The sequence below is a fragment of the Flavobacterium jumunjinense genome (genome assembly GCF_021650975.2).
GTDB classification, from domain to species: Bacteria; Bacteroidota; Bacteroidia; order Flavobacteriales; family Flavobacteriaceae; genus Flavobacterium; species Flavobacterium jumunjinense.
Map to the genome: position 1 here is coordinate 3,710,392 of NZ_CP091285.1, position 24,944 is coordinate 3,735,335.

Genomic DNA, 24,944 nt, shown 5'->3' on the forward strand with positions numbered 1-24,944 from the left:
GGTTGATATATAATAAACTTAAAAATAATAATCATGAAAAAATTCAAAATTATTCTAGCATTAATCATCACAAGTTCATTCCTTTTTGTAGGTTGTGAAACAAATGATGATGGTTATACAGACGAACAAAATCAAGATTCTTCAATTAATTATGATTTTGGAACAACCGTTTCAAAAGATTTTATGGGAGAAATTGTAAATGAAAACGGAAATCCAATACAAAGCGCAACAGTAACAATTGGTAATACTACAGCACAAACCGATATTAATGGTGTTTTTATTATTAATGGTGCAAGTGTAAAATCGAAATTCGCTTATATTACAGTAACAAAATCAGGTTTTTTAGACGGTTCACGTTCTGTAATACCTACAAGTGGTGTAAATAAAGTTAAAATAATGCTTCTTGACGCTACAGTTGTAGGAACAGTAAACTCTGGAACTGCAGGAAGCGTTAACTTACCAAACGGTACTAAGGTTGACTTTGGTGGTGACTTTAAAAAACAAGATGGTTCTGCCTATTCTGGAACAGTAAGTGTAATTATGCATCATTTAGACCCTGCAGATACAGATGTTGAAGCAAAAATGCCAGGTATGCTTTTAGCATCAGACGTTAACGGACAAGCGAAAGTTTTGGAAACATTTGGAATGATGAATGTAGAACTAAGAGGTTCTGGTGGAGAAAAATTACAATTAGCCAATGATGCTACTATTGAAATGCCAATTACCACAGGACAAATTGCATCTTCACCAAGTTCTATTCCATTATGGCATTTTGATGATACTAAAGGATATTGGGTAGAAGAAGGGTCAGCAACTAAAGTAGGAAATAAATACGTAGGTACTGTTTCTCATTTTTCATGGTGGAATTGCGATGCACAGTTTCCAACGGTTAATCTATGTTTAACAATTGTTAATCCAAATAATCAACCAATTTCTAATGTTCAAGTTGAATTAGCACCAAATAATCAAACTTATCCAAGATCAGGAACAAGTGATAGTAGTGGAGAGATTTGCGGATTAATTCCAGCAAATCAAACGATAACAATGAACATTAAAGATAATTGTGGTAATATCATTCAAACTTCGCAAATTGGACCATTTTCTTCAAATACAGTACTTCCAACTATTACATTGACAACAGGAATGGTTGCTCAAACAACTGTACAAGGAACATTAACAGATTGTAATAATACCAACGTTACCAATGGTTATGTAATATTAAATTATGGTAATCAAAATCTGTATTCAAATGTTACAAACGGAAGTTTCAGTTTTAATACACTTGTTTGTAGCGGTAATGATGATTTCACTTTAGAAGGATTTGATTATGATAGCGTGCAAACAACAGGAGAAATTAGCTACACATTTACAACTCCAGTTACCAATATAGGAACATTAGTTGCTTGTACTGCTGTAGCAGAATATATTACTTATCAAATTGATAATGAACCTGTAGATTATTTTATTGGAAATATTTCAGCATCTTCATCGCCAAATGGCTTAAACGTTTCTCTACAAGGAACAACAGGAACTTCAAGTTTCTATTTCTATGGAGATATTTTTGCAACAGGAAGTTATACAACAGCAAATTTCTTAATAGAAAATAGTGAAGTAATCATTCAAAATGGTGTAACAAATAATGTTGTTTGTAATGTGAGTCAAATTGGAGCAATTGGAGGCTATATCGATATCACTTTTAGTGGAACTTATGACGATAATGGTACTACAAAATCAATATCAGGAGTAATTCATGTCATAAGAGATAACTAATTCAAAATTTAACAAAAACAAAACCCAGAAATAGCAATATCTCTGGGTTTTGTTTTATAAAAACTATTTCAATTAAAAAACTGTTTTCAATTCTTCTTTAATATAATTGATAGCAATTTTACTAGGTGACTCCATTTCTGTGAGTGCTAATAAAATAGCTTCTCTTAATTTTTCTGCATTAGGTATTTCTTCTTCAACCGATTTTTGACGAATCATTTGAATAGTTGAATTTTTTGCCTTGTTAATAATATCCCAAGTAGCTGTAGTAAAATATACTTGTTGTGTTAAATTATGTTCAAACTCTGTTTGAATTGTATGAATCAATAACGTTGCATAATCGTGCTTGTCAATATTAGGAGGAGTTATACGTAATAATAATTGTGTTGGATTAATTCTTTCTAACAATAAAACTATACGTTCGTAGGCTTGCAAACGTATAGGTAAAGCTTGCTTTTGATTCTCTTTCAATAATTCAAAACGTCTTCTATTTTCTTCATTTTTAAAAAAAGAATGAAATAGAAAATAAGCTACACCACCTGTAATTAATGCTGGAAGCGTATAAGAAGCTAATTCAATAATTTTTGTACCGTCCATAATAGTTTTTTGAAGCTTTTTCCTGCTATCCCTTTTATCTATTTCTTCGCTATCGCTACAAAATAGGATATCAGTTCTATCAGGGTTATGTTAATAAGAGCAAAGTAAAACTAATCTTTTTCAAAATGCAAATCCATTTTTTATAATTCTAAGAAACACATTGTTGTCTTTTAATTAATAATCTCCTAAATAAGTTGATAATTTCATTTGTAATACTAGATATAGTAGTGTATTTTTGTAGATTAATATATTCACTTGTCATAAATTACAAATGCAACATATAATTTCACAATTAAACGAGGCTCAACAAGCACCAGTACTACAAAAAGACGGTCCAATGATTGTTATTGCAGGTGCCGGTTCTGGTAAAACAAGAGTACTTACTGTACGTATTGCTAACCTTATGAGTCAAGGTGTTGATGCTTTTAATATATTATCATTAACCTTTACAAACAAAGCAGCACGTGAAATGAAAAAACGTATTGCTGATATTGTAGGAAATAATGAAGCCAAAAACCTTTGGATGGGTACATTTCACTCTGTATTTGCTAAAATTCTAAGAATTGAAGCCGATAAATTAGGATATCCAAGCAATTTTTCAATTTATGACACTCAAGATTCTTTACGATTATTAGGTTCTATCATTAAAGAAATGCAATTGGATAGAGATATTTATAAACCCAAACAAGTGTTAGGTAGAATTTCATCCTATAAAAATTCATTAATTACTGTAAAAGCCTATTTTAATAATCCAGACCTTCAAGAAGCAGATGCAATGAGCAAAAAACCACGAATGGGTGAAATATACCAACAATTTGTGGAACGTTGTTTCAAAGCTGGAGCTATGGATTTTGATGATTTATTATTAAAAACAAATGAGTTATTAAATCGGTTTCCAGATGTCTTAGCTAAATACCAAGACCGTTTCCGATATATATTAGTAGATGAGTACCAAGATACAAATCACTCACAATATTTAATTGTTAGAGCACTTTCCGATCGTTTTCAAAATATTTGCGTAGTAGGAGATGATGCACAAAGTATTTATGCCTTCCGTGGAGCAAACATTAATAACATCTTAAACTTCCAAAAAGACTACGAAAATGTTGTAATGTATCGTTTAGAGCAAAATTACCGTTCTTCAAGAAATATTGTAGAAGCAGCAAATAATGTAATCGATAAAAATAAAACCAAATTAGATAAAGTCGTTTGGACAGCCAATGATGATGGCCCAAAAATAAAGGTGCATCGTAGCTTAACAGACGGGGAAGAAGGACGCTTTGTTGCTTCAACTATTTTTGAGCAAAAAATGCAAAACCAATTGCCAAATAGTAGTTTTGCAGTGCTTTATCGTACAAATGCTCAATCGCGTTCTATTGAAGACGCACTACGTAAGCGTGATATTCCTTATAGAATTTATGGTGGTTTATCGTTCTATCAACGTAAAGAGATTAAAGATGTTTTGTCCTATCTACGTTTGGTTATTAATCCAAAAGACGAAGAAGCCCTAATACGTGTTATTAATTATCCTGCAAGAGGAATTGGAAACACAACTATAGAAAAATTAACTGTTACAGCAAATCATTATAAACGTTCCATTTTTGAAGTAATGGAGCACATTGATAAAATTGATTTAAAACTTAACTCAGGAACAAAAACAAAATTGAAAGATTTTGTTACGATGATAAAAAGCTTTCAAGTTATTAATGAAAATCAAGATGCTTTCTATTTGACAGAGCTTGTTGCCAAAAAAACAGGTTTAGTTCAAGAATTAAAAAAAGATGGAACACCAGAAGGAATTACTCGTATAGAAAATATTGAGGAATTATTAAATGGTATTAAAGATTTTACAGAAGGTCAAAAAGAAATAGATGGAGCAAGAGGTGCTTTGTCAGAGTTTTTAGAAGATGTTGCGCTTGCTACAGATTTAGATAAAGATACGGGAGATGATGATAGAGTAGCACTAATGACAATTCACTTGGCAAAAGGACTTGAATTTCAGCATGTTTTCATTGTTGGATTAGAAGAAGATTTGTTTCCAAGTGCAATGAGTATGAGCACACGAAGTGAGTTAGAAGAAGAGCGTCGTTTGTTCTATGTTGCACTAACTAGAGCAGAGCATCAAGCCTATTTAACCTATGCACAATCTCGTTATCGATGGGGAAAATTAGTAGATAGTGAACCTTCTCGTTTTATTGAAGAAATAGACGATAAGTTCTTAGATCATTTAAACCCAATAGAAACAAGTAATTATCGCTATAAACCATTAATGAATATTGATGTTTTTGGAGATATTGATAAATCAAAGTTACGATTAGCAAAACCAATTGCTAGTAAACCACCTGCTTATCTGAATACTCGAGCAAATGACAAACCTAATGTTAGAAAATTAAAACCTGTTTCTGGAATTAAAACAGAAGGTAGTAATCTATTCGAAACTAAGTTAGCTATAGGGAATGTAGTCATGCATGAACGTTTTGGTAAAGGTCAAATTATTAGTATTGAAGGTATTGGAGCAGATAAAAAAGCAGAGATTAAATTTGATGTTGGTGGTTTGAAGAAGCTATTATTAAAATTTGCAAAATTAGATGTAATCGGATAATTCGTATACCTTACAACGAAGACATCTACATAAGAATAAAGAAAACACTAATAGTAAATGATATTGCGTTTGTAGATAAAAAAATGTTTGGAGGTATTGCCTTTATACTTGAAGATAAAATGTGTTTTGGTGTAATCATTAATCAAATAATCTTGAGGGTTTTAGATATACATTATGAAATAGTATTAGAGACAAATCACTACAACCCAATGAATTTTACTGGTAAAACAATGAAAGGTTTTCTTTTTGTTGATGAAGAAACGTTTCAAAATAATGTTTTTCTACATAAAGTGATATAATAGGGTATTGAATTTTCTAAAAAAGGAGTTTTGAAGACTAAAAAGAGAAAGTAGATTAAAACTTGCTATTAATAAAGTTAATCATTTTCAGATAAGCATCTAATAAATCAGGTTGAGACCAATTTCCATGTCCACCGTTATAGAGATTAAACTCATTATAAACACCTAGAGCATTTAATTGATTATGCATATTTTGTCCTTGTGTTGTAGGAATTAGAGGATCTGCATTACCATATAATAATAACGTAGGAGGAGAAGTAGTTGTAGCAGTATGATATGGACTCAAACTCTCATAATAAGATTCATTACCAACATAATTAACGCCTGTTAAAGAAAAATATGTAGCCAACCATAATGGATTGTTTGTATAATTACTATCTGTAAAATTTGTAGGACCAACAATACTACAAACCATCTTAATATCATTTGTAGTGTCATGCGCATAACTATATAGCATAGATAAATGACCTCCAGCACTTGTGCCAATAAATCCAAAATTATTAGAAATAGTATAGTTTGTAGTTTTTAATTTATTAATAACTGTAGTTATATCATTAATCTGCATGGGAAATGCATAATTATTTGCAGAAGCCAACCTGTAATTAATATTTGCAATAGCATATCCAGGCAAATTTTGTTTAATAATAGGAATCAAATAGCTCATATCTTGTTTGTCTCCTTCAATCCAACCTCCACCATGAACTAAAATCAACGTTTTTGTGTTTTCATTTCTATTTGCTGGTAAATACAAATCAAAAACTTGTTCTGAATCTGTGCCATAACTAACGTTTAGAAGCGTTTCTTCTCCTAGGATAATTGTATCTTCATCGGAAGCGCAAGAAATGAATAATGAAGTTACTACAAGAAGTAAACTAAAAAATAAGTTATTGATTTTCATGGCTATTCTCTATCTTTGATAATATTTTTACAATATAGTAAAAAAATAAAAATACAAAAAGTAAACAACAATAAACAAAGCATGGCCGAATTCATTAAAATATACGAAGATAAACCTAGCGAAGCTGCTATAAAAAAAGTAGTAGATGTCTTGAGAAATGGTGGATTAATTATTTATCCGACAGATACTGTTTATGGCTTAGGTTGTGATATTACAAATTCTAAAGCATTAGAAAAAATTGCAAAAATTAAAGGTATAAAGCTTGAAAAAGCAAATTTATCATTTATTTGCAGCGATTTAAGTAACATTTCAGATTATATTAAACAGATAAATACAAGTACTTTTAAGATTCTTAAAAGAGCTTTACCAGGACCATATACTTTTATTTTACCTGGCAATAATGATTTACCAAAAGAATTTAGAAAGAAAAAAACGGTAGGTATTCGTGTTCCAAATAACAACATAGCTTTACAAATTGTTCGAATGCTAGGAAATCCAATTGTTTCAACATCTATCCATGATGAAGATGAAGTTATTGAATATTCTACAGATCCTGAGTTGATTTTTGAAAAATGGCAAAATAAAGTAGATTTAGTTATAGATGGTGGTTATGGAGATAACATTGCTTCTACAATTATTGACTTATCTGGCGATGAACCAGAAATTATTAGAGAAGGTAAAGGAAGTATTGATATTTTTTAAATAGTATTTGAAAATGATTAAATATATTATTATACTATTTTTTAACTTTTCAATTTATGCACAAATTAATATTCATGGAAAAATAACAGGAGATAACAAAGAGCCAATTTCTGGAGCATCTGTCTATGTTAATGGGACAACTATTGGAGCTATAACAGATGTAAATGGCGATTTTAACTTTTCAATTCCGAATGAAATTAATGCGCTTATAATTACAAGTCATATTGGATATAAAACGGCTTATTCTGAAATTAAAAAGGAAAGTTTTGTTCTTAATGTCACTTTAGAAAGTGATGTTACTGAACTAAAGGAGGTTGTTCTTAGCCAAAATCGTTTTTCTAGAGAGGAAATGTTAACATTATTTAAAGACTGTTTTTTAGGAACAACAAAAGCAGGAAAAAAATGTACAATTTTGAATGAAGATGATTTGTATTTTACTTATGATACTGATAATTTTATATTAATGGCTCATTCAGATAGAATGCTAGAAATAGACAATAGTTACCTTGGTTATAAGGTTAATTATACACTTTTGGATTTTAAATGCAAACTATTTAAGCTTAGTATTAAAGAAAAGGATGTAGTAAGTAATTCATTTGGAGGTTACTCAAACTTTAAAGAAACAGATACAACAGAAGTTGTTCAAAAAAGAAGAGAAGAATCTTATAAAGGTTCTGTTTTACATTTGTTTAGAAATTTATCTAATGAATCATGGTCTAAAGATGAATTTGCATTATTTGAAAGTGCATATATGGTTGATTCTAAAGATCATTTTAAAATTAAAAATACGACCAATAATCTTTTTGAAGTTACTATACAAAAACAGAATAAATCCTTAAGGAATAAAGGCTTTGTTGCAGAGTTTAGCATTCTATATAATAAAAAAGAACACTCTAAAATTTATTTTTATACGACAAATTTTATAATTGATAGTTTTGGGTTGTATACAAATTATGATAAGGTGTATTTTTCTGGAGATATTTCAAAACGGAAAGTAGGTGACTTATTGCCTTCTAATTATGGATTATAAAAAAAGGTACTTCAAAACTTGAAGCACCTTTTTGTGTTATTATAATAATGATTACATACCTAGTAGTCTTTTCTTTAGAGTTCTATCTACAGCTTTTTCTTCTAACCATATTCCAAAAAGAGCTCTTCTAAAATCTAATCCTTCAATTTCACCAGTTAATTTATCATTTAAAAATACATATGTTTTAACATCTTCTTTTGAGTAAACAAACTCAACATAACCTTTTTCGGTAACAGATTCAAAAAATGACATGAATTTATCCAAACGCTCTCTGATTAAGCTTATGTCCCCTTTATAAGATTTCTCAACACCATCTTCAATGGCTTTAATTAACTTTTCTCTAGTTACCAAAGAAGAAGTTACATACAAACGAGTTGCAATAGTTTCGTCAGAATCTAAAATTTTATCTGGATCATTTGTTCTTTCTGTAAGATATAACGCTTGAACGTATAAATTAATCCACATTTTATCCCTAATTCCGTAACCGTTTAGATACAATTTAGTTTTACCACCTGTATCTCTAACTTTAATAGATTTTTTAATTTTAATTCCATCGACATCTAAATCATCTTGAGAAAATGACATGAAACTTACAAAAAACGCTAATAGTAAAATAATTTTTCTCATAATTTTAAAATAATTGGGAACTTAAAGATAAGTAAAAAAAAGTATTTACAAAAAAAGTTATAATACTTTATTAAATATATTTTTTAAGTCTTGTTTATTATTAAATTCTAAAATAACAAAATTTATGCCAATTATTTGATTAAAAATTATTTAGCAGTTTTTAAGGTTTTCATTTCTTTTTCAATCATTTCATAGAATTGATCAATTTTTGGCAAAATAATAATTTTTGTTCTTCTATTTTTTGCTCTGTTTTCAGGACTATCATTGCTCACTAAAGGAATATACGAACTTCTTCCTGCAGGAATTAATTGTTTTGGGTCAACACCTAAATCATTTTGTAATACTCGAACAATAGAAGTAGATCTTTTAACAGATAAATCCCAGTTATCTAATAAAACATTATTTTTAATAGGCACATTATCTGTATGCCCTTCAACCATACATTCAAAATCTGGCTTGCTATTAATTACTTTAGCAACCTTAGCTAAAACATTTTTAGCTCCATCACTAACTTCATAACTTCCTGATTTGAATAATAAATTATCAGCAATAGAAATAAATACAACTCCTTTTTCTACATTAATATTAATATCTGGATCGTTTAAACCAACTTCTTTCTTTAAACTTGTAACAAGCGCCAATGTAACACTGTCTTTTTTAGTAAGTGCATCTTGTAATCTTGTAATTTTAAGATCCTTCTCTTTTAAACTTTCTAAAGACTTTTCTAAATTTTGAGCACCTTTGGTTGTTAATACAGTTAATTCTTTAGAATTGTTGATTAAATCAGAGTTGTTCTTTTTTAAATAATCTAACTGACTTGTAATTGCTGTTTTCTCGGTTAAACAATTATTTAATTTAACTGTTGTAGAGTTTAACAAATCTTGTACTTCTTTATTCTTTTTTTCTAAATCAACAAACTTCTTTTTAGAAACACAAGAAGTCATTAACAAAGCCAATACAGAGATTGACATAACGATTTTTTTCATTTTTTTTCATTTTTTATTATACAAATGTACATTAAATCAAAATATCAAAAATTGAACCAAATTCTAAAAAAAAGTTAATTTTTAGAGGCCTCATTTTAATATTTTTCTTTCTTTAATACAAAGTGTTGATACACAATTGAATTAGTTTTAAAATAATTATTTTTATTAATTTTTGTTCTTTTCTTTAAATGCTTTCTAAGTCCTATATAAAAGGAATAGTGTGCCTTTAAAACGGCTATTATATGCTTAAACTTACCTTGTGTCAAAAAACGAATGCTTGCAATTCCATCTAATAGTAATCGAATAAATAGAATGCTTAATAAGTTTTTACTAGGTAAATTTTTAGTAAGCATGAATAATGAATTTCTAAAATTCAAAAAAGTCTTTTTTGGACTTCCGGAATCTAATGTAGCACCGCCTACATGATATACTGTTGATGAACCACAATATTTAGCAATATTTCCATCGTTAAATGATCGCCAACATAAATCTATTTCTTCTTGATGTGCAAAAAAATCATTATCAAAACCGTTTAATTTACTGAAAACGGAATTTCTAATGAAAAAGCAAGCACCAGAAGCCCAGAATATTTCAACTTCATCATTATATTGTCCATTATCCTTTTCTAATTTTTCAAAAATGCGACCTCTACAATAAGGAAAACCATACTTATCTATAAAGCCACCAGCAGCACCAGCATATTCGAAATCTGTTTTCTTTTTATAATCTAAGATTTTAGGTTGAATAATAGCAGTATTCAATTCATTATCGAAGATTCGAATAATAGGTTCAAGCCAATTTTTAGTAACTTCAATGTCACTATTAACTAACGCTAAATAGGGCTCTTTTATTGTTCTTAAACCTTCATTATATCCCTTAGCAAAGCCATAATTGTCTTTGTTTATAATAATTTGTATTGAAGGAAACTCTTTTTTTAATAATTTTACTGAATTATCTGTTGATGCATTATCAATTACATAAATTGATGCATCCTGAGAATATTCAATTACAGAAGGAAGAAATTGCTTAAGTAATGAAGCTCCATTCCAATTTAATATAACAACAGCAATTTTTTTCAATTTTTTTCAATTTTTAAAATCTGGTAAAGCACTTAAAAACGAATATTTTTCATTTTCAAAATCCATTTGACAAAAGTAATGATTTAGTCCGTTTGTTACCATTAAATAGGAAGCTTTTAATACTAAATTATATTGAGCAATTTGATCAAAAGTTTTTTGCGAAATAGGAACTTCGGGAGCTTTACACTCAATTAATAAAAAGATATTTCCTTTAGAATCAAAGACAACAATATCATACCTTTTATTTATTCCATTAACTTTAACTAGTTTTTCTACATTGATAAAAGACTTAGAATATTTTTTGTCATCAATTAAATAACGAACAACATGTTGTCGAACCCATTCTTCAGGAGTTAGAACCACAAATTTTTTTCTAATTTCATCAAAGATATAGGGTTTATTTTTACTATTTTTGAACCGAAACGAATAGGAAGGAAAATTGAGTTGTTGCATTTAGCAAAATTAAATAAATATTACAAACAGTCAACTAAATTAAGACTAGAGATAAAAAAGTATGGATGAAGTTATACATATAATAAAAGATATTAAAGCTGGGATTTTTAAGCCTATATATTTTTTCATGGGTGAAGAACCATATTATATAGATAAACTGACCGAATATATCGAAGATAATGTGCTCACAGATGATGAAAAAGGATTTAATCAAGTTGTTTTGTATGGAAGAGATACATCTATAGAAGACATTGTTTCTAATGCAAAACGTTATCCAATGATGGCTGAAAGACAAGTTGTCATCGTTAAAGAAGCACAAGAATTATCTAGAACAATTGATAAGCTAGAGGCTTATGCAGAAAATCCACAACCATCTACTGTATTAGTTTTCGCATATAAATACAAATCATTAGATAAAAGAAAAAAAATAACGAAAGTACTTGGTAAAGCAGGAGTAGTTTTTGAGAGTAAAAAATTATATGAAAACCAAGTAGGAGACTGGATAAAAAGAATTCTTTCAAGTCAGAAATACGCAATTGAACCGAAAGCAGCAGCAATGCTTGTTGAATTTTTAGGAACTGATTTATCAAAAATAAGTAATGAACTGGATAAATTAAAGATAATATTACCGAAAGGGCATACTATTACAGCTAAAGACATTGAAGAAAATATTGGAATTAGTAAAGATTATAATAATTTTGAACTTAGAAAAGCAATCGGTGAAAAGAACCAATTAAAAGCTTATAAAATCATTAATTATTTTGCACAAAATCCTAAAGACAATCCTATAGTTGTTACTACAGGACTTGTGTTTGGTTTTTTCTCTCAACTATTACAATATCATGGTTTGAAAGATAAATCGAAGGCAAATGTGGCAAAAGTTTTAAAAGTAAATCCGTTTTTTGTATCTGACTATGACGTTGCTGTTCGAAATTATCCAATGAGAAAAGTGAGTGGAATTGTTGCACTTTTAAGGGAAATCGATGTTAAAAGCAAAGGAGTTGGTTCGACTATTTCTCAACATGATTTATTAAAAGAAATGATGATAGGTATTTTTAAATAAAAAGCTATCATAAATTAAAAATTGAGATTGAATTTTAGATTATTATTCAATTTTGTATCTTAGCAGACTGAATTTTCAGTACTCGAATCTTAAAACACTTATTATGGGCATGAATAAAAATACTGTATTAGCTTGGGCAACATTCATTATGATTATAATGGGATTAATTTTAATTGGATTAGGAATATATAGATATGCAGATGTAGCTGGTTGGGGTTTTTCAGCTGTAGGTGTCGGTTTTTTTGCTATTGCTTGGGTTTTTAATGCCTTAAAGGGAAGAGTATAATTTTTTAGAAAAACGAATATGAAGTCGGTTATTTTATAACCGGCTTTTTTATTTAATAATAGCTAAGAAATGAGCTTTGAAAATGATTATTTGTTTAATTACGTGTGTTTTATCTGTTTTTATTGGGTAATGAATTTTAGAATCGAACACTTATTAGTAGATCGATCTAAATGGAGTATCCTGAAAAGCCAATTTAAAAATAGAGTAGGGTAAATAAACAAATAATAAAATGAAAAAATTATCAACATTTTTAATCTTGTTCCTTTTTGCGCAACAAGTAGGTTTCTCACAGTGTGCAAATGGAGATTGTAGCACTGCGAATATGGATTTTGATCCTGATCCTTATTTTGTGAGTAATGCCGATTGGCAAGCATCACATGGAACACCATCTGTGAGTCCAAATAATGCATGGATGTGGTCTGCAAACGGAATTGGAGAAGGTATCAATTATCATTCCTATAATTTTGTTGCTGGTCGTCAGTACTGTATAACAATTGTTGCAACAACAGTTGTTAGAGGAGGTGGTTTAGCCGATCCTAATGCACATTTTAAAATGATTGCTACTCAAGGTGATGTTATAGGTGGTGGAGGATCTTCTATGCCTGCTTTACCTTCACCAAATCAGCTGATAGCGAATGAAAATTGGAACGCAACAGGACCACCAAGTACGAATTCTTATACGTATACTTTTACAGCTGCAAATAATTTCGATAATTTATGGATTTATCCATATTCAAGCACAATGCCTGTAGTTGAATTAACACTGAAAAGGTTAATTATTTGTGATGTAACTCCAGAACCTTGTGCTGTTAAATTTAGAATTGGTTTAAGTGAATATGGAGGTGGAAACACAGCAATAACAGCTCAATCAGATCCAATTCCTTCTGGTGGAGTAGTTACTATGAATATAATCAAAAATGGTTTAAGTGTATATAATGGATTACCAATAAGCTATATTGGAACACCAGGTAACTATACAATATGTATGACATTAACATTAAAGAGTGGTGTTAAGTGTACAAAATGTTTTGATTTCTGTATTGGTAAATGGTATGATAAGAATAAATTCTCAACAAACGAAGTAGAAGACGTAATTTCAACTAAAACAAAAATTAAAGGTTATAATCCATTCCCAGAAGAGTTGAAAGAGAAAAATATTGAAGAATTATTTAAAAATGATAATGTTCAGTTATTCCCAAACCCAAATACAGGAATATTTACGATTCAATCTAATAATGAAGTATTAATTGAAAACGTTGTTATTAATAATTTAACTAACAATAGATTAGTTAAAACAATTAAACCACAAGCAACTTCAGTTAAAGTGGATTTATCTAAAGAAGATTCTGGGATATATATTGCAGAAATTAAGTTTAGAGATGGAACTATTATTAATAAAAAAATTATTATAAAAAAATAGAAATGGTTTTAGATTAGATTGATTTTATGAAGTGATTCTAAATTCAATTATTTAAAAACGAATAATAACGTTTACTATTTAAAAAGAAGATGTCTGTTTATTTCAGGCATCTTTTTCGTTTTGTGCTAAATTTTACCCTTCAGAGACATTGACTTTTTTAAATTTTAAGCCTATATTTGTACACGTATTAAGTGTTTTTTAAATAGTTGAAGATGATTCTGACTTTTATTAAATATCTTATTAAAAAGAATACTCATACTAATATTTTAAATTAATAAAAAACAATGTCAGACGATAAAAAAGTGATTTTTTCAATGTCTAAAGTGAATAAGATTTACTCTAGTACAAACAAACAAGTTCTTAAAGATATCTATTTAAGTTTTTTCTATGGTGCAAAAATTGGTATTCTTGGTCTTAATGGTTCTGGAAAGTCATCATTATTAAAAATCATTGCTGGTTTAGATAAAAATTTTCAAGGTGATTTAGTTTTTGCTCCTGGTTATACCGTTGGATATTTAGAACAAGAACCACAATTAGACGAAACTAAAACGGTTATAGAAATTGTTAGAGAAGGTGCTGCTGAAATCTATGGCTTGTTGGATGAATTTAATAAAATAAACGATAGTTTTGGTCTTCCTGAAGTATATGAAGATGCAGATAAGATGCAGAAGCTAATGGATCGTCAGGCAGAACTACAAGATAAAATTGATGCTGCTGGAGCGTGGGAAATAGATACTAAACTTGAAATTGCAATGGACGCACTTCGTACTCCAGATGCAGATACTCCAATTAATGTACTTTCTGGAGGAGAGAAACGTAGAGTTGCTTTATGTCGTTTATTATTACAACAACCAGATGTACTTTTATTAGATGAGCCTACCAATCACTTAGACGCTGAATCGGTGCTTTGGTTAGAACAACATTTACAACAATATGCAGGAACAGTAATTGCTGTAACGCATGACCGTTATTTCTTAGATAATGTTGCAGGTTGGATTTTAGAATTAGATAGAGGTCAAGGTATACCATGGAAAGGGAACTATTCTTCTTGGTTAGATCAAAAATCAAAACGTATGGAGCAAGAAGAAAAATCAGCTTCAAAACATAGAAAAACACTTGAGCGTGAGTTAGACTGGGTTCGTCAAGGAGCAAAAGGTAGACAAACAAAACAAAAAGCACGTCTTCAAAACTATGATAAACTTTTAAATGAAGACCAAAAAGTTTTAGAAGAGAAATTAGAGATTTATATTCCTAACGGTCCACGTTTAGGAACGAATGTAATTGAAGCTAAAAAAGTAGGTAAAGCCTTTGGAGAGAAATTGTTATATGATGATTTAAATTTCACATTACCACAAGCTGGAATCGTTGGAATTATTGGTCCGAATGGTGCTGGTAAATCAACAATTTTTAGAATGATAATGGGTGAAGAAAATCCAGATGGTGGAGAATTTTCTATTGGTGATACAGTAAAAATAGCTTATGTAGATCAATCACATTCGAATATTGATGCCGAAAAATCAATTTATGAAAACTTCTGTGACGGACAAGAATTAATGATGATGGGTGGAAGACAAGTTAACTCTCGTGCCTATTTATCTCGATTCAATTTTGGAGGAAGTGATCAAAACAAAAAAGTAGCAACACTTTCTGGAGGAGAACGTAACAGACTTCATTTAGCGATGACTTTAAAAGAAGAAGGAAATGTATTGTTACTTGATGAACCTACAAATGACTTGGATATTAATACACTAAGAGCATTGGAAGAAGGTCTAGAGAACTTTGCAGGTTGTGCTGTTATTATTTCGCATGATAGATGGTTTTTAGACCGTGTTTGTACACACATATTAGCTTTTGAAGGTGATTCTCAAGTATATTATTTTGAAGGTAGTTTCTCTGAATATGAAGAAAATAAGAGAAAACGACTAGGTAAGGACATTACTCCAACACGTATTAAATATAAAAAACTAATTAGAAACTAATTCTAAATTAGTTGAAATTAAATAAATCCTCATTTTTTAGCTGAACTAGTTAAAAATGAGGATTTTTCGTTAAATAAAAGATTACTTATCTATTTTTATTGATAATTATTCTATTTTTATTCTGTTTTTAGTAGTCTAATTAGTATATTTATATTCTATTGTAACTTTAGAATTAATTCAATTCTCACTAAAAGCCCTTAAAATGAAAAAAATCTTAAAAACTACACTGCTATTACTCTGTTTAGTTTTTACGATAACTACGTATCCTCAAGATAGTTTAAGATCAAATAAAGAAATTAAAGTACTACTATTAAAAGCGAGTAAGTATCTTAATGAGTTTGAAACCGAACTTTCCATTGAAAATGCAAAAAAAGCTTTATCACTTTCATTAAAATTAAAAAATAATGATGCTATTGCAAGATCATATAATTTTATTGGTTTAAACCTTGTAGAGCATAATGAATATGAAAAGGCAATTGGATATTATAAAAAAAGTCTTACTTATGCTGATAAAGCTAAAAATGACACAATAAAGAGTTGGGTTTATAATAATTTAGGTAATCTATATTCTTATAATTTAAAAAACCATAAAAAAGCAATTGAGTATTATTTAATTTCTCTAAATCACGCAAAAAAAGTAGGAGAAATAGAGCTAAATTATAATAAATTAAATGTTATTAGTACTTATTTTGACAGTAATCAATTTGATAAAGGAGAAAATTATTTAAATGACGTAGAAGAAAGTTTAGTTTTTTTAAATAAAGAATTTGAAGCACAATTTTTATACTTTTCCTTAAAAGGTGATTATTATACTAATAAAAAAAAGTTTGATAATGCGGAAGAAAACTATTTAAAAGCATTAGAAATTTGTCAATCCAAACCTAAAAACTTTTATTATTATCATGAGATTACAATAAATGAGAGTCTTTCTACTTTTTATAATAGTCAAAATGATTATAAAAAAGCTTACCAATTCCTTTATGTTGCAGATTCTTTAAAGGAAAAATACAATAGAAAAAATAATATTAGAAAGGTTAAACTCCTAGGAGAGCAAATTGCCCATGAAGAAATAGAACGAGAACTGATTAAGATTGAAACAGAAAAGAAAGATCAAGACCAAGAGTTAATGAATTTTAAGGTTTTTCTAATTCTGATTGGTTTAATTTTCTTGATTACATTACTAATTTTATATTCACAATTTAGAATAAACAAGATTAGAGTAAAATCAAACAATGAGCTAAGAGTTGCCAACGAAGAACTATTGATTGCAAAGGAAAATGCAGAAGAAGCGTCAAAGCTAAAATCTCAATTTGTTTCTACAGTTAGTCATGAATTAAGAACACCATTATATGGTGTTATTGGAATGACAGATATAATAGAAGTAGAGCATAACGAATTAATTAATAGTCCTCATTTAAAAGCACTTAAATTTTCTGCAAAATACCTTCTTGCATTAGTAAATGACATTTTAAAAGTTTACAAATTTGAAGAAAATCAAGTTGTTTTAGAAAATAATTTATTCAATTTAGAGGATAAATTAGAAACAATTAAAAACTCGATGGAAAATATTGCATCAAAACATAATAATAGTATTATTGTTATTGTTGACGAAAAAATTCCACAATTTATAATTGGCGACAGTATTCGTTTGTCTCAAATTATTATGAATTTAATGAGTAATTCATTAAAGTTTACACGAAATGGTGAAATTGAAATAACTGCAATTTTGAAAGAAGTAAAAGATGATTCAATTTATATAGAATTTAAAGTTCGTGATACTGGAATTGGAATTCCAAAGAAATTTCAAGATAAAGTATTTGAAAAATTTGTTCAGATTGACAGAAAAGAGGATGATTATCAGGGAACAGGTTTAGGACTAACGATTGTAAAAAAATTAATTGATCTTTTTGGAGGTGAAATAAGCTTAGAAAGTGAAGAGAATGAAGGAACAACATTTACATTTACAATTCCTTTCGAATCTGGTGAAGATAAAGTTACAGAGTTTGTTAATAACATTGAAGTAGATTTATCTAAACCGAAAACATATAGAATACTGATTGTAGAAGATAACAAGATTAATCAAATTGTAACCAAAAGGTTATTAGAAAACTATAAGTTTATATGTGAAATAGCAGATGATGGTTATCAGGCTATTGAATTGTTAGAAAAATACGAATTTGATGCCATTTTAATGGATATTAATATGCCCAAAATTAACGGTTTTGAAACTACAAAATTAATAAGGCAAAGAAATTATTCTTTGCCTATTATTGCTGTAACTGCCTTTGAAAAAGAAGAAGTTGAAGAAAAAGCTAAAATTTCTGGTATCGATGACATAATAGCTAAGCCATTCGATGCAAAACAATTATTTAAAATGATTCATCAACATGTTAGTGTTAAACAAGTTTAATACCAACGCTTTTTATTCTTTTTTGAGCTATCTGATTTTCTAGATTTATTTTCATTTTTTTGAGAATTTGTTTTGTTCTTATTTCTCAAATCTGGTTTTTGTCCTTCCTTTTTCTCTTCTTGACCATATGGAAAAGGATGATCTTCAACCACTTTAATTTTCATTCGAATAAGCTTTTCAATATCTTGCCAATATGCTTTTTCATCTTTTGCACAAAAAGAAATAGCTAATCCCGAATTTCCAGCTCTTCCAGTACGTCCAATTCTATGAACATAAGTTTCAGATATATTTGGAATATCAAAATTTATAACAAATGGTAAACTATCAATATCAATTCCTCTTGCCGCAATATCTGTAGCAACTAAAACAGGAATTTCCTTGTTTTTAAAGCTCTCTAAGACTCTTTGTCTAGAGTTTTGTGATTTGTCACCATGAATTGCTCCCGACTCAACACCTTGCTTTTTTAATGCCTTTACGATGTTGTCTGCGCCATGTTTTGTTCTTGTAAAAACTAAAACGTTTTCAATATTATCATTTTTAATTAAATGATAAAGTAAATTTCTTTTTTCCGATTTGTCTACAAAATATACTTTTTGAGAAACTTTTTCTGCTGTACTAGAAACAGGTGCAACAGTAACATATTTTGGATCTCTTAAGAAACTGTCTGCTAGTTCTCTAATTGCAATTGGCATTGTTGCAGAAAAAAGCAATGTTTGTCTATTATCTGGCGTAAGTTTTATAATTTTCTTTACATCATTAATAAATCCCATGTCTAACATTTGGTCTGCTTCATCAAGCACTAATTGATGCATGTGATTCAAATCTATATAACCTTGTTTGTATAAGTCTAAAAGTCGCCCTGGTGTTGCAATCAAAACATCGATACCTCTCTTTAATTGATCAACTTGTGGAACTTGATTTACACCACCAAAAATTACTAATGTCTTGATATTAGTATATTTCGCATAAGTATTAAAGTTTTCACCAATTTGTATCGCTAATTCACGAGTAGGGGTTATAACCAATGTTCTAATTTTCTTTACTTTTTTCGCAGAACCAACAATTTGATGTATTAATTGAATTATAGGTATTGCAAATGCTGCTGTTTTTCCTGTACCTGTTTGCGCACAAGCAACTAAATCTCTTTCTGCAAGTACTTCTGGGATTGCTTGCTCTTGAATTGGAGTAGGTTTTTCATATCCTAATTCTAAAAGTGATTCTTGAATGTTATTTATTAATTTAAGATCTTTAAATGTCATATTATTTTTATTCTGTAGATTAATTTAGAGTGTTTTACTCTTCATAAAATCTGTTATTAAATAAGCAATTAATTTGCCTGTTAAGTGATTGTTATTTGTTTCGTCCAATTCTGGAGCTCCTTCACAAATATGGAGATAAGATGCGTTTTTGTGTTTGCCAAAAAAATGAATATATTCTCTGGCTTGATTTACGCTAAAACCACTCAAAGTCATTGCGCTAGAATAGATATTGGGTATTGCATCTAAATCTAATTCAATTCCAAATGGCTCTTGTTTTATAAATTGAAGTGCACTTTCTAATTGTGTATCAAAAGTTTTATTTTTTCGAACTTCAATATCCTCATAAGATACATATTTAACTCTATTATCTAGCTCCTTTATTGTGTTAAATACACTTTTTGAAATGAAGCTTTCATGTAATCCAAAAATAAAATACTTTTTTAAGAAACCTTCTTCGAAAGCATAACTAAAACCATTTCCAGAGTGTCTTCCTTCTAATATTCTAAAATCGGTGTGAGCATCAAAATTTATGGCATTCACTGGTTTTCCCTTTGCTAAAGCTAGACCTTTAATATTTCCGTAGGCATTATTATGTCCACCACCTATAATAATCGGAATTTTACCTACTTTAATTATTTGATGAATTATATGTGATACTTCTTTATCAATTTTTTCAACAATTTGGAATAGTCTTTTTTTATCTTCTTTTAAATGAATTTTCAACTCTTTAGCTTCTTTCATTTCCTTTTCGACGTTAAGTTCTCCTAGGATTAAAAGGTTACTGCCTTTGCAAAATTTATTGTGTTGGATGTTAACTAGGCTTTTTAATGCATTTTCATAGGCTGAAGCTGTTCCTGGTCGCCCATGATTTGCTTTTACTCCTATATCTTCAGGGATTCCAAAAACAACAAAATTGGCGTCGCACTTAGCTAAAAATTCCCAACCATTATCACTCGATGGAATTGTTATTATTTTTTCACCAAATTTAACTTCACCACTTCTATGATTTGTTATTTTAGCAAGGTCTTTAACCGTTAAAAGTTTTATATTTTCCATTTATAAAAAAAATTCATCGTCAAAAATACTATTTTAAAATAACTTTCGTTGTTACTATTGTTAAATACTTTAGAAATTGTACATTTGTTAAAAAGGATTGAAAAAAAACAACCAAACAAAACTTTATGGAAAATAAGAAAAATAATTCAGGTTTAAAAGCAGCGATCGTAGTATTGACTTTGTTATTATTAGGAAGTGTAGGATATATTTATAAACTTACAGCTGACAATAAGGAACAAATCTCATTACTAACAGCAGATAAAGCGTCATTAGAAGATGATATTAAAGCAAGAATTGCTGAGTTAGAGATTATGTCGAGTGAGAATACTGCTTTAAAAAGTGATATTGATGCTCAAAAAGAAGAAATGGAAAAACTTTTAGAAGAATTAGAAAAATCTAAAGGTGATGTTGCAGCAATGAATAGATACAAAGGCGAATATTTTCGTTTGAAAAAAGTTATGGATAATCTTGTTGCAGAAAACAAACTATTAAAAGAGCAAAACGTTTCTTTAACAACAAGTTTAGATAGTACTAATGTAGCTTTGGATGAAAATAAAAAATTCACTGATACATTATTAGTTCAAAATAATAATTTGACTAAAACTATTGAAAAAGCTTCTAAGTTAGCAGTTTTAAATTTGAGTGTTTTAGCTTTAAAAGAAAGAAGTTCTGGAAAACAAATTGAAACAACTAAGGCAAGAAAAGCTAATAAATTAAAAGTTAGTTTTTTAATTGCTGAAAATCAAATTGCAAAATCTGGAGATAGAAAATACTATGTTCAAATAATTGATAGTAAAAACAATATATTAGGTGAAAAAGCTACGATTGCTATGGGAGAAAGCGATCAGTCTTTAACTTATAGTTTTATTACTACAGTAAAATACGAAAACAAATCAGTACAAGTTAATGAAGATCTTTCGGGAGAAGATTTTGAAGCTGGAACTTATTTTGTAAACATTTTTAGTCCAAATGGAGAAAATGTATCAAAAACTAGCTTCGTATTGAAATAACAAATATTTAATAAATGTATAATTTAAGAGAGGTGTGCTTTAAAGTACACCTCTCTTTTTTGTTTATATCTTAAGTTTTCTTTTTAATAGTAGAAAAATTTGAGCCATAATATAACTATCGCCTGCAGCAGTATGTCTGCCAGTCTTTTTAATTTTATAGGTATCACACAAGTGATCTAAAGTAATGATCTCATCATCAGGCAAATTTTTTAACTTTTGATACATTATAGCAATATCCATAAAATCATTTTTTAATTTACCTGCATTTAGTTTTTCTAGAATTACGTTTATTATTTCAATATCGCTTTCTATATTATAGCTCACTAAAGTTGCATTTTTAATGAAGTTTATAAATTCAATAATAGCTTCATTCTCGCTTAGTTTTTCATGATTCTTATTTTTTATTAAGTCATGAAAAATTATTTCTTCAGGGTTATTTATTGATTGTTCTATAAAAATCTCTATAAAATCATCAATATAAATTGCTTCATTTTCAATTCCAATCGCGCTCAAAACAAGCAATTTATTCTTTTCATTCTTTGAGCTCGTTTTTAAATCAAAAATAACATAGCGATTTGTACTATTTTTATCATTAAAGTGTTGAAGATATTCTTCCCAAAATTTTGGATAATCTCGAAGAATATTTTTTAAAAAAGAAATGTCCATAATTATTAGGTGAAATAAGTAAGTTTAAATTTATTTTTTATGAGCTCTTGAACATCATTTATTGGCTGAAAAGTATTTTTTAATTTTACTTTATCTAATTTTGATAACTCTTTTAAATTTAAATAATTACCATCTGTATTATGCATAAGACCTTCTTCTGTTCTAAATTTAACTAATTCTAGAAAAGCTTCTTCACAAGCTTCATAAATTGTAGCATTTAAAGGTTCAATTTCTGCTAATTTTGCAAAACGAGACGCTGTATTATTAATATTTTTAACACCGTGATCTAAAATTAAAATTCTTGCAGCATCAATAAGCTGTAATAACGCTCTCCTTTTAATATCAAAAGTATCTTTATGTTCTCCGTCACTTTCTACTAAAAACTGTCTAAAAAAGCCTAATGGAGGCGGATTCTTTAATGCTTCGGATCCTAAGTAAGCTAAAAATAGCTGATTATCTTTAGAATGTTCAAAAATTGTGTCTGTAATTTCTTTAACTAACTTATCATTACCATAAACAAAATCATAGTCAAAAAATAATGTGCTAATTACATCTTGTTTTTCTCTAGGATTTAAAATCCATGTTTTAAATTGATTTTTCCAATCACTTATTGACTTACACCATAAAGGATTACTTGCCATCATGTTATCTTCACAAAAAGAATAGCCAATTTTATTTAATTTTTTTGTAACAATACCTCCTAAGTTTAAAAAATACTCTTTTACTTCATCGTATCTTTCATCACTAACATCTTCAAAAATGATTGCATTGTCTTGATCGGAAAGTAATAGTTGCTCTTTTCTACCTTGACTTCCGATATTTATCCAGGAAAACGAGCAGGGAGGAGGTGTTCCTAACTTTTCAATTGTTTGATCGATCGCTTTTCGAGTAATTGCAGTATTAATTTCACTAACAATAGAACAAATATGTTTTATGGGAATATTTTTATCAATTGAATGTTGGATTAAATCAGATACTTTTTCTCTAATATTCTTTAAATCTCCTGTATTTTGTGCTCTTTTAGCTTGTTTTAATAATACACCTGGATTATTAGCCTGAGCCACAACAATATCATGTTCTGAAATTATTCCACTAATTTGCGAATGTGAAGTTCCATCTTTCGTTACACATAAATGACCAACATTATGTTTTAACATCATTATTTGTGCTTCAACAATTGAAAGGTTTTCTGTTACTGTAATTACAGGTGATGACATTACTTTATCTATCGTTGTTTCGATAGAGTAGCGGCCTGTTGCAATTTTTGATCTTAAATCTTTATCGGTTACAATACCTATAGGTAATCCTTCATTATGAATAATTATACTTCCAATCTTTTTATTAGTCATAATCAATGCAATATTTTTAACAATTTCTGTTGAAGAAGCTGTTACTGCATTTTTTGTATAACGAATGGGTTGATAGTATTGAATTTCATTAGTACTATCATTATAAATTACATTCTCTGACAATAATTTCCCTTTATGATTTTTGTCTAAAGGATTTCGTGTATTTGAAGCAAAACTTTGCAATAAGAAATTTAAAACATTACTGTTTTGCATAACAATTGGTTTAAAAACTTCAATAGGAATTGCGTAGACAATACTTTCTTCACGTGCTTTAGCATTCATGAGGTAATTATCTTTTGCAAAAAAAGGTCGAAGCCCAATAATATCACCCTCATCGCATTTATCAATTAAGATATCATCAGAATCTGAAGTAATAGTTAAACCTATCGCACCAGAAGCAACCATGTAAAATGTTTTATGTGTTTGATCGTTTACTTTAAATAAATAATCATTTTTTTCAAGATAAATTACATTAATACTTTGAGCTATTTCTAATAAATTGGGGCTGTTAATACTGGTAAAAGGATGGTAACGTTTTAAAAAGTCTGCAATACTTTCAGCAATTGGGTTTTTCATTTCTATGGGAATTAGAACTAATTTACAAATAAATTCTAAAGCAAAATAAAGAAATAATTACATTATAATAAGGCTATTTTGTAAATAATTTAGAATTGGGCTACAAAACTCATTCCTAATTGATTACCATTATAGAAAGGAGCAATCAATGCAGTAGAATTACTTTCCTGATTATTGAAAAAAAGTTTTTTAATATGTGGATGAAGCCAATAGGCCGTTTTTGTGCAAAGTATTCCAATTCCAGCTCCGGCAGCAACATCGGTTAACCAATGTCTGTCATTATACATTCTAAAGTATCCTGTTCCGGCAGCAACGAGAAAACCTGAAATACCATACAAAACTGAAACATCTTTATATTCTTGCCAGAGTAATTCTGCACCTGCAAAAGCTGTTGCAGTATGTCCCGAAGGAAAAGAATTAAAAGAGGACCCGTCTGGTCTTTGTACTTTTGTTACACTTTTTATACTCATTACCGATCCAGAAACTAATAAATAAGAAGTTGCTGCAATAATTGTTCGGTCATTAAAATTATTCTTTCCTTTAATTCCAAATGCATTTAAAGCATAAACACTAGCTAATGGTAAATATTGACTAAAATCATCTATTGTAATTTTTTCATCAATATTTTCATTTAGTTCATTTTTAATTTCAGCATTAAAACCTTTAATTTGATCACTTTCAATTCCTATAAAACCATAACCTATAAGCAATGATGGAATAATTAAGGCTTTATAATTTAGTTTGTGATTTACCGAAAGCGTGTCTTTTTTAATTTCTTGTGCTTTACTTGAAAATACAATTAATAATAAACAAAATAACTTATTTTTCAT

22 protein-coding genes are annotated in these 24,944 nt (G+C 28.8%); 11 read left to right on the plus strand and 11 right to left on the minus strand.

The genetic code is table 11. The features are described 5' to 3' along the window. Nucleotides 1-33 precede the first annotated feature (33 nt). Nucleotides 34-1,770, plus strand: a complete 1,737-nt coding sequence (locus L2Z92_RS16790; protein ID WP_236455689.1) for a hypothetical protein — start codon at nt 34-36, stop codon at nt 1,768-1,770. A gap of 72 nt (nt 1,771-1,842) precedes the next feature. Here the strand turns inward: L2Z92_RS16790 and L2Z92_RS16795 are convergent, their stop codons facing one another. Then, a complete protein-coding gene (locus tag L2Z92_RS16795; RefSeq protein ID WP_236455691.1) occupies nt 1,843-2,364 on the minus strand; it encodes a DUF7935 family protein in 522 nt (173 codons plus the stop codon). Nucleotides 2,365-2,635: 271 nt separating this feature from the next. Between L2Z92_RS16795 and L2Z92_RS16800 the strand changes: the two genes are divergently transcribed. After that, nucleotides 2,636-4,966 (plus strand): ATP-dependent helicase, encoded by a 2,331-nt coding sequence (locus L2Z92_RS16800; protein WP_236455692.1) that lies wholly within the window; start codon nt 2,636-2,638, stop codon nt 4,964-4,966. An 83-nt stretch (nt 4,967-5,049) separates the two neighbouring features. Further along, entirely contained in the window at nt 5,050-5,265 is a 216-nt protein-coding gene (locus tag L2Z92_RS16805) for a TfoX/Sxy family protein (RefSeq protein ID WP_236455693.1), read from the plus strand. A gap of 55 nt (nt 5,266-5,320) precedes the next feature. Here the strand turns inward: L2Z92_RS16805 and L2Z92_RS16810 are convergent, their stop codons facing one another. Then, entirely contained in the window at nt 5,321-6,163 is an 843-nt protein-coding gene (locus L2Z92_RS16810; RefSeq protein ID WP_236455694.1) for an alpha/beta hydrolase, read from the minus strand. 81 nt (nt 6,164-6,244) lie between these two features. Between L2Z92_RS16810 and L2Z92_RS16815 the strand changes: the two genes are divergently transcribed. After that, nucleotides 6,245-6,865: an L-threonylcarbamoyladenylate synthase gene (locus tag L2Z92_RS16815; RefSeq protein ID WP_236455695.1), complete on the plus strand. Its 621-nt coding sequence runs from the start codon at nt 6,245-6,247 to the stop codon at nt 6,863-6,865. A gap of 13 nt (nt 6,866-6,878) precedes the next feature. Then, complete coding sequence (locus tag L2Z92_RS16820) at nt 6,879-7,895, plus strand: carboxypeptidase-like regulatory domain-containing protein (protein ID WP_236455696.1); 1,017 nt, start codon at nt 6,879-6,881, stop codon at nt 7,893-7,895. Nucleotides 7,896-7,946: 51 nt separating this feature from the next. On the opposite strand, the gene L2Z92_RS16825 is transcribed toward L2Z92_RS16820, so the two are convergent. The 4 genes from L2Z92_RS16825 to L2Z92_RS16840 all read right to left on the minus strand — a co-directional run bounded on the left by L2Z92_RS16825 (nt 7,947) and on the right by L2Z92_RS16840 (nt 11,040). Beyond that, a complete protein-coding gene (locus L2Z92_RS16825) occupies nt 7,947-8,522 on the minus strand; it encodes a chalcone isomerase family protein (RefSeq protein ID WP_236455697.1) in 576 nt (191 codons plus the stop codon). A gap of 146 nt (nt 8,523-8,668) precedes the next feature. Continuing rightward, nucleotides 8,669-9,508 carry an OmpA/MotB family protein gene (locus L2Z92_RS16830; protein WP_236455698.1) on the minus strand — a complete coding sequence of 280 codons (840 nt, stop codon included), beginning with the start codon at nt 9,506-9,508 and terminating at the stop codon, nt 8,669-8,671. A gap of 95 nt (nt 9,509-9,603) precedes the next feature. After that, nucleotides 9,604-10,587 carry a glycosyltransferase family 2 protein gene (locus tag L2Z92_RS16835; protein ID WP_236455700.1) on the minus strand — a complete coding sequence of 328 codons (984 nt, stop codon included), beginning with the start codon at nt 10,585-10,587 and terminating at the stop codon, nt 9,604-9,606. Between the two features lie 6 nt (nt 10,588-10,593). Next, nucleotides 10,594-11,040 carry a type I restriction enzyme HsdR N-terminal domain-containing protein gene (locus L2Z92_RS16840; protein ID WP_236455701.1) on the minus strand — a complete coding sequence of 149 codons (447 nt, stop codon included), beginning with the start codon at nt 11,038-11,040 and terminating at the stop codon, nt 10,594-10,596. A 61-nt stretch (nt 11,041-11,101) separates the two neighbouring features. Here L2Z92_RS16840 and holA point away from each other — a divergent pair, with 61 nt between their 5' ends. The 5 genes from holA (at nt 11,102) to L2Z92_RS16865 (ending at nt 18,198) form a co-directional block, all read left to right on the plus strand. Then, nucleotides 11,102-12,103, plus strand: coding sequence for a DNA polymerase III subunit delta (gene holA, locus L2Z92_RS16845; RefSeq protein WP_236455703.1), 1,002 nt, complete (start codon nt 11,102-11,104; stop codon nt 12,101-12,103). Between the two features lie 103 nt (nt 12,104-12,206). Next, nucleotides 12,207-12,389, plus strand: a complete 183-nt coding sequence (locus L2Z92_RS16850; RefSeq protein ID WP_236455704.1) for a CAL67264 family membrane protein — start codon at nt 12,207-12,209, stop codon at nt 12,387-12,389. Nucleotides 12,390-12,618: 229 nt separating this feature from the next. Further along, a complete protein-coding gene (locus L2Z92_RS16855; RefSeq protein ID WP_236455705.1) occupies nt 12,619-13,809 on the plus strand; it encodes a T9SS type A sorting domain-containing protein in 1,191 nt (396 codons plus the stop codon). A 284-nt stretch (nt 13,810-14,093) separates the two neighbouring features. Then, on the plus strand, nt 14,094-15,788 hold the full coding sequence (ettA, locus tag L2Z92_RS16860) for an energy-dependent translational throttle protein EttA (RefSeq protein ID WP_236455706.1): 1,695 nt from the start codon (nt 14,094-14,096) through the stop codon (nt 15,786-15,788). Between the two features lie 202 nt (nt 15,789-15,990). Beyond that, nucleotides 15,991-18,198: an ATP-binding protein gene (locus L2Z92_RS16865; protein ID WP_236455707.1), complete on the plus strand. Its 2,208-nt coding sequence runs from the start codon at nt 15,991-15,993 to the stop codon at nt 18,196-18,198. On the opposite strand, the gene L2Z92_RS16870 is transcribed toward L2Z92_RS16865, so the two are convergent. Beyond that, nucleotides 18,195-19,457, minus strand: a complete 1,263-nt coding sequence (locus L2Z92_RS16870) for a DEAD/DEAH box helicase (protein ID WP_236455708.1) — start codon at nt 19,455-19,457, stop codon at nt 18,195-18,197. The two genes, L2Z92_RS16865 and L2Z92_RS16870, sit on opposite strands and share 4 nt — an antisense overlap. Before the next feature lie 24 nt (nt 19,458-19,481). Further along, on the minus strand, nt 19,482-20,513 hold the full coding sequence (locus tag L2Z92_RS16875) for a formimidoylglutamase (RefSeq protein ID WP_236455709.1): 1,032 nt from the start codon (nt 20,511-20,513) through the stop codon (nt 19,482-19,484). Between the two features lie 125 nt (nt 20,514-20,638). Here L2Z92_RS16875 and L2Z92_RS16880 point away from each other — a divergent pair, with 125 nt between their 5' ends. Beyond that, the gene (locus L2Z92_RS16880; RefSeq protein WP_236455711.1) at nt 20,639-21,523 is read left to right on the plus strand and encodes a hypothetical protein; all 885 of its coding nucleotides are present in this window, start codon (nt 20,639-20,641) and stop codon (nt 21,521-21,523) included. 63 nt (nt 21,524-21,586) lie between these two features. On the opposite strand, the gene L2Z92_RS16885 is transcribed toward L2Z92_RS16880, so the two are convergent. The 3 genes from L2Z92_RS16885 to L2Z92_RS16895 form a co-directional block, all read right to left on the minus strand. Then, nucleotides 21,587-22,189 carry a 3'-5' exonuclease gene (locus L2Z92_RS16885; RefSeq protein WP_236455713.1) on the minus strand — a complete coding sequence of 201 codons (603 nt, stop codon included), beginning with the start codon at nt 22,187-22,189 and terminating at the stop codon, nt 21,587-21,589. A 5-nt stretch (nt 22,190-22,194) separates the two neighbouring features. After that, nucleotides 22,195-24,114: a DUF294 nucleotidyltransferase-like domain-containing protein gene (locus L2Z92_RS16890; RefSeq protein ID WP_236455715.1), complete on the minus strand. Its 1,920-nt coding sequence runs from the start codon at nt 24,112-24,114 to the stop codon at nt 22,195-22,197. 89 nt (nt 24,115-24,203) lie between these two features. Further along, nucleotides 24,204-24,944, minus strand: coding sequence for a phosphatase PAP2 family protein (locus tag L2Z92_RS16895; RefSeq protein WP_236455718.1), 741 nt, complete (start codon nt 24,942-24,944; stop codon nt 24,204-24,206).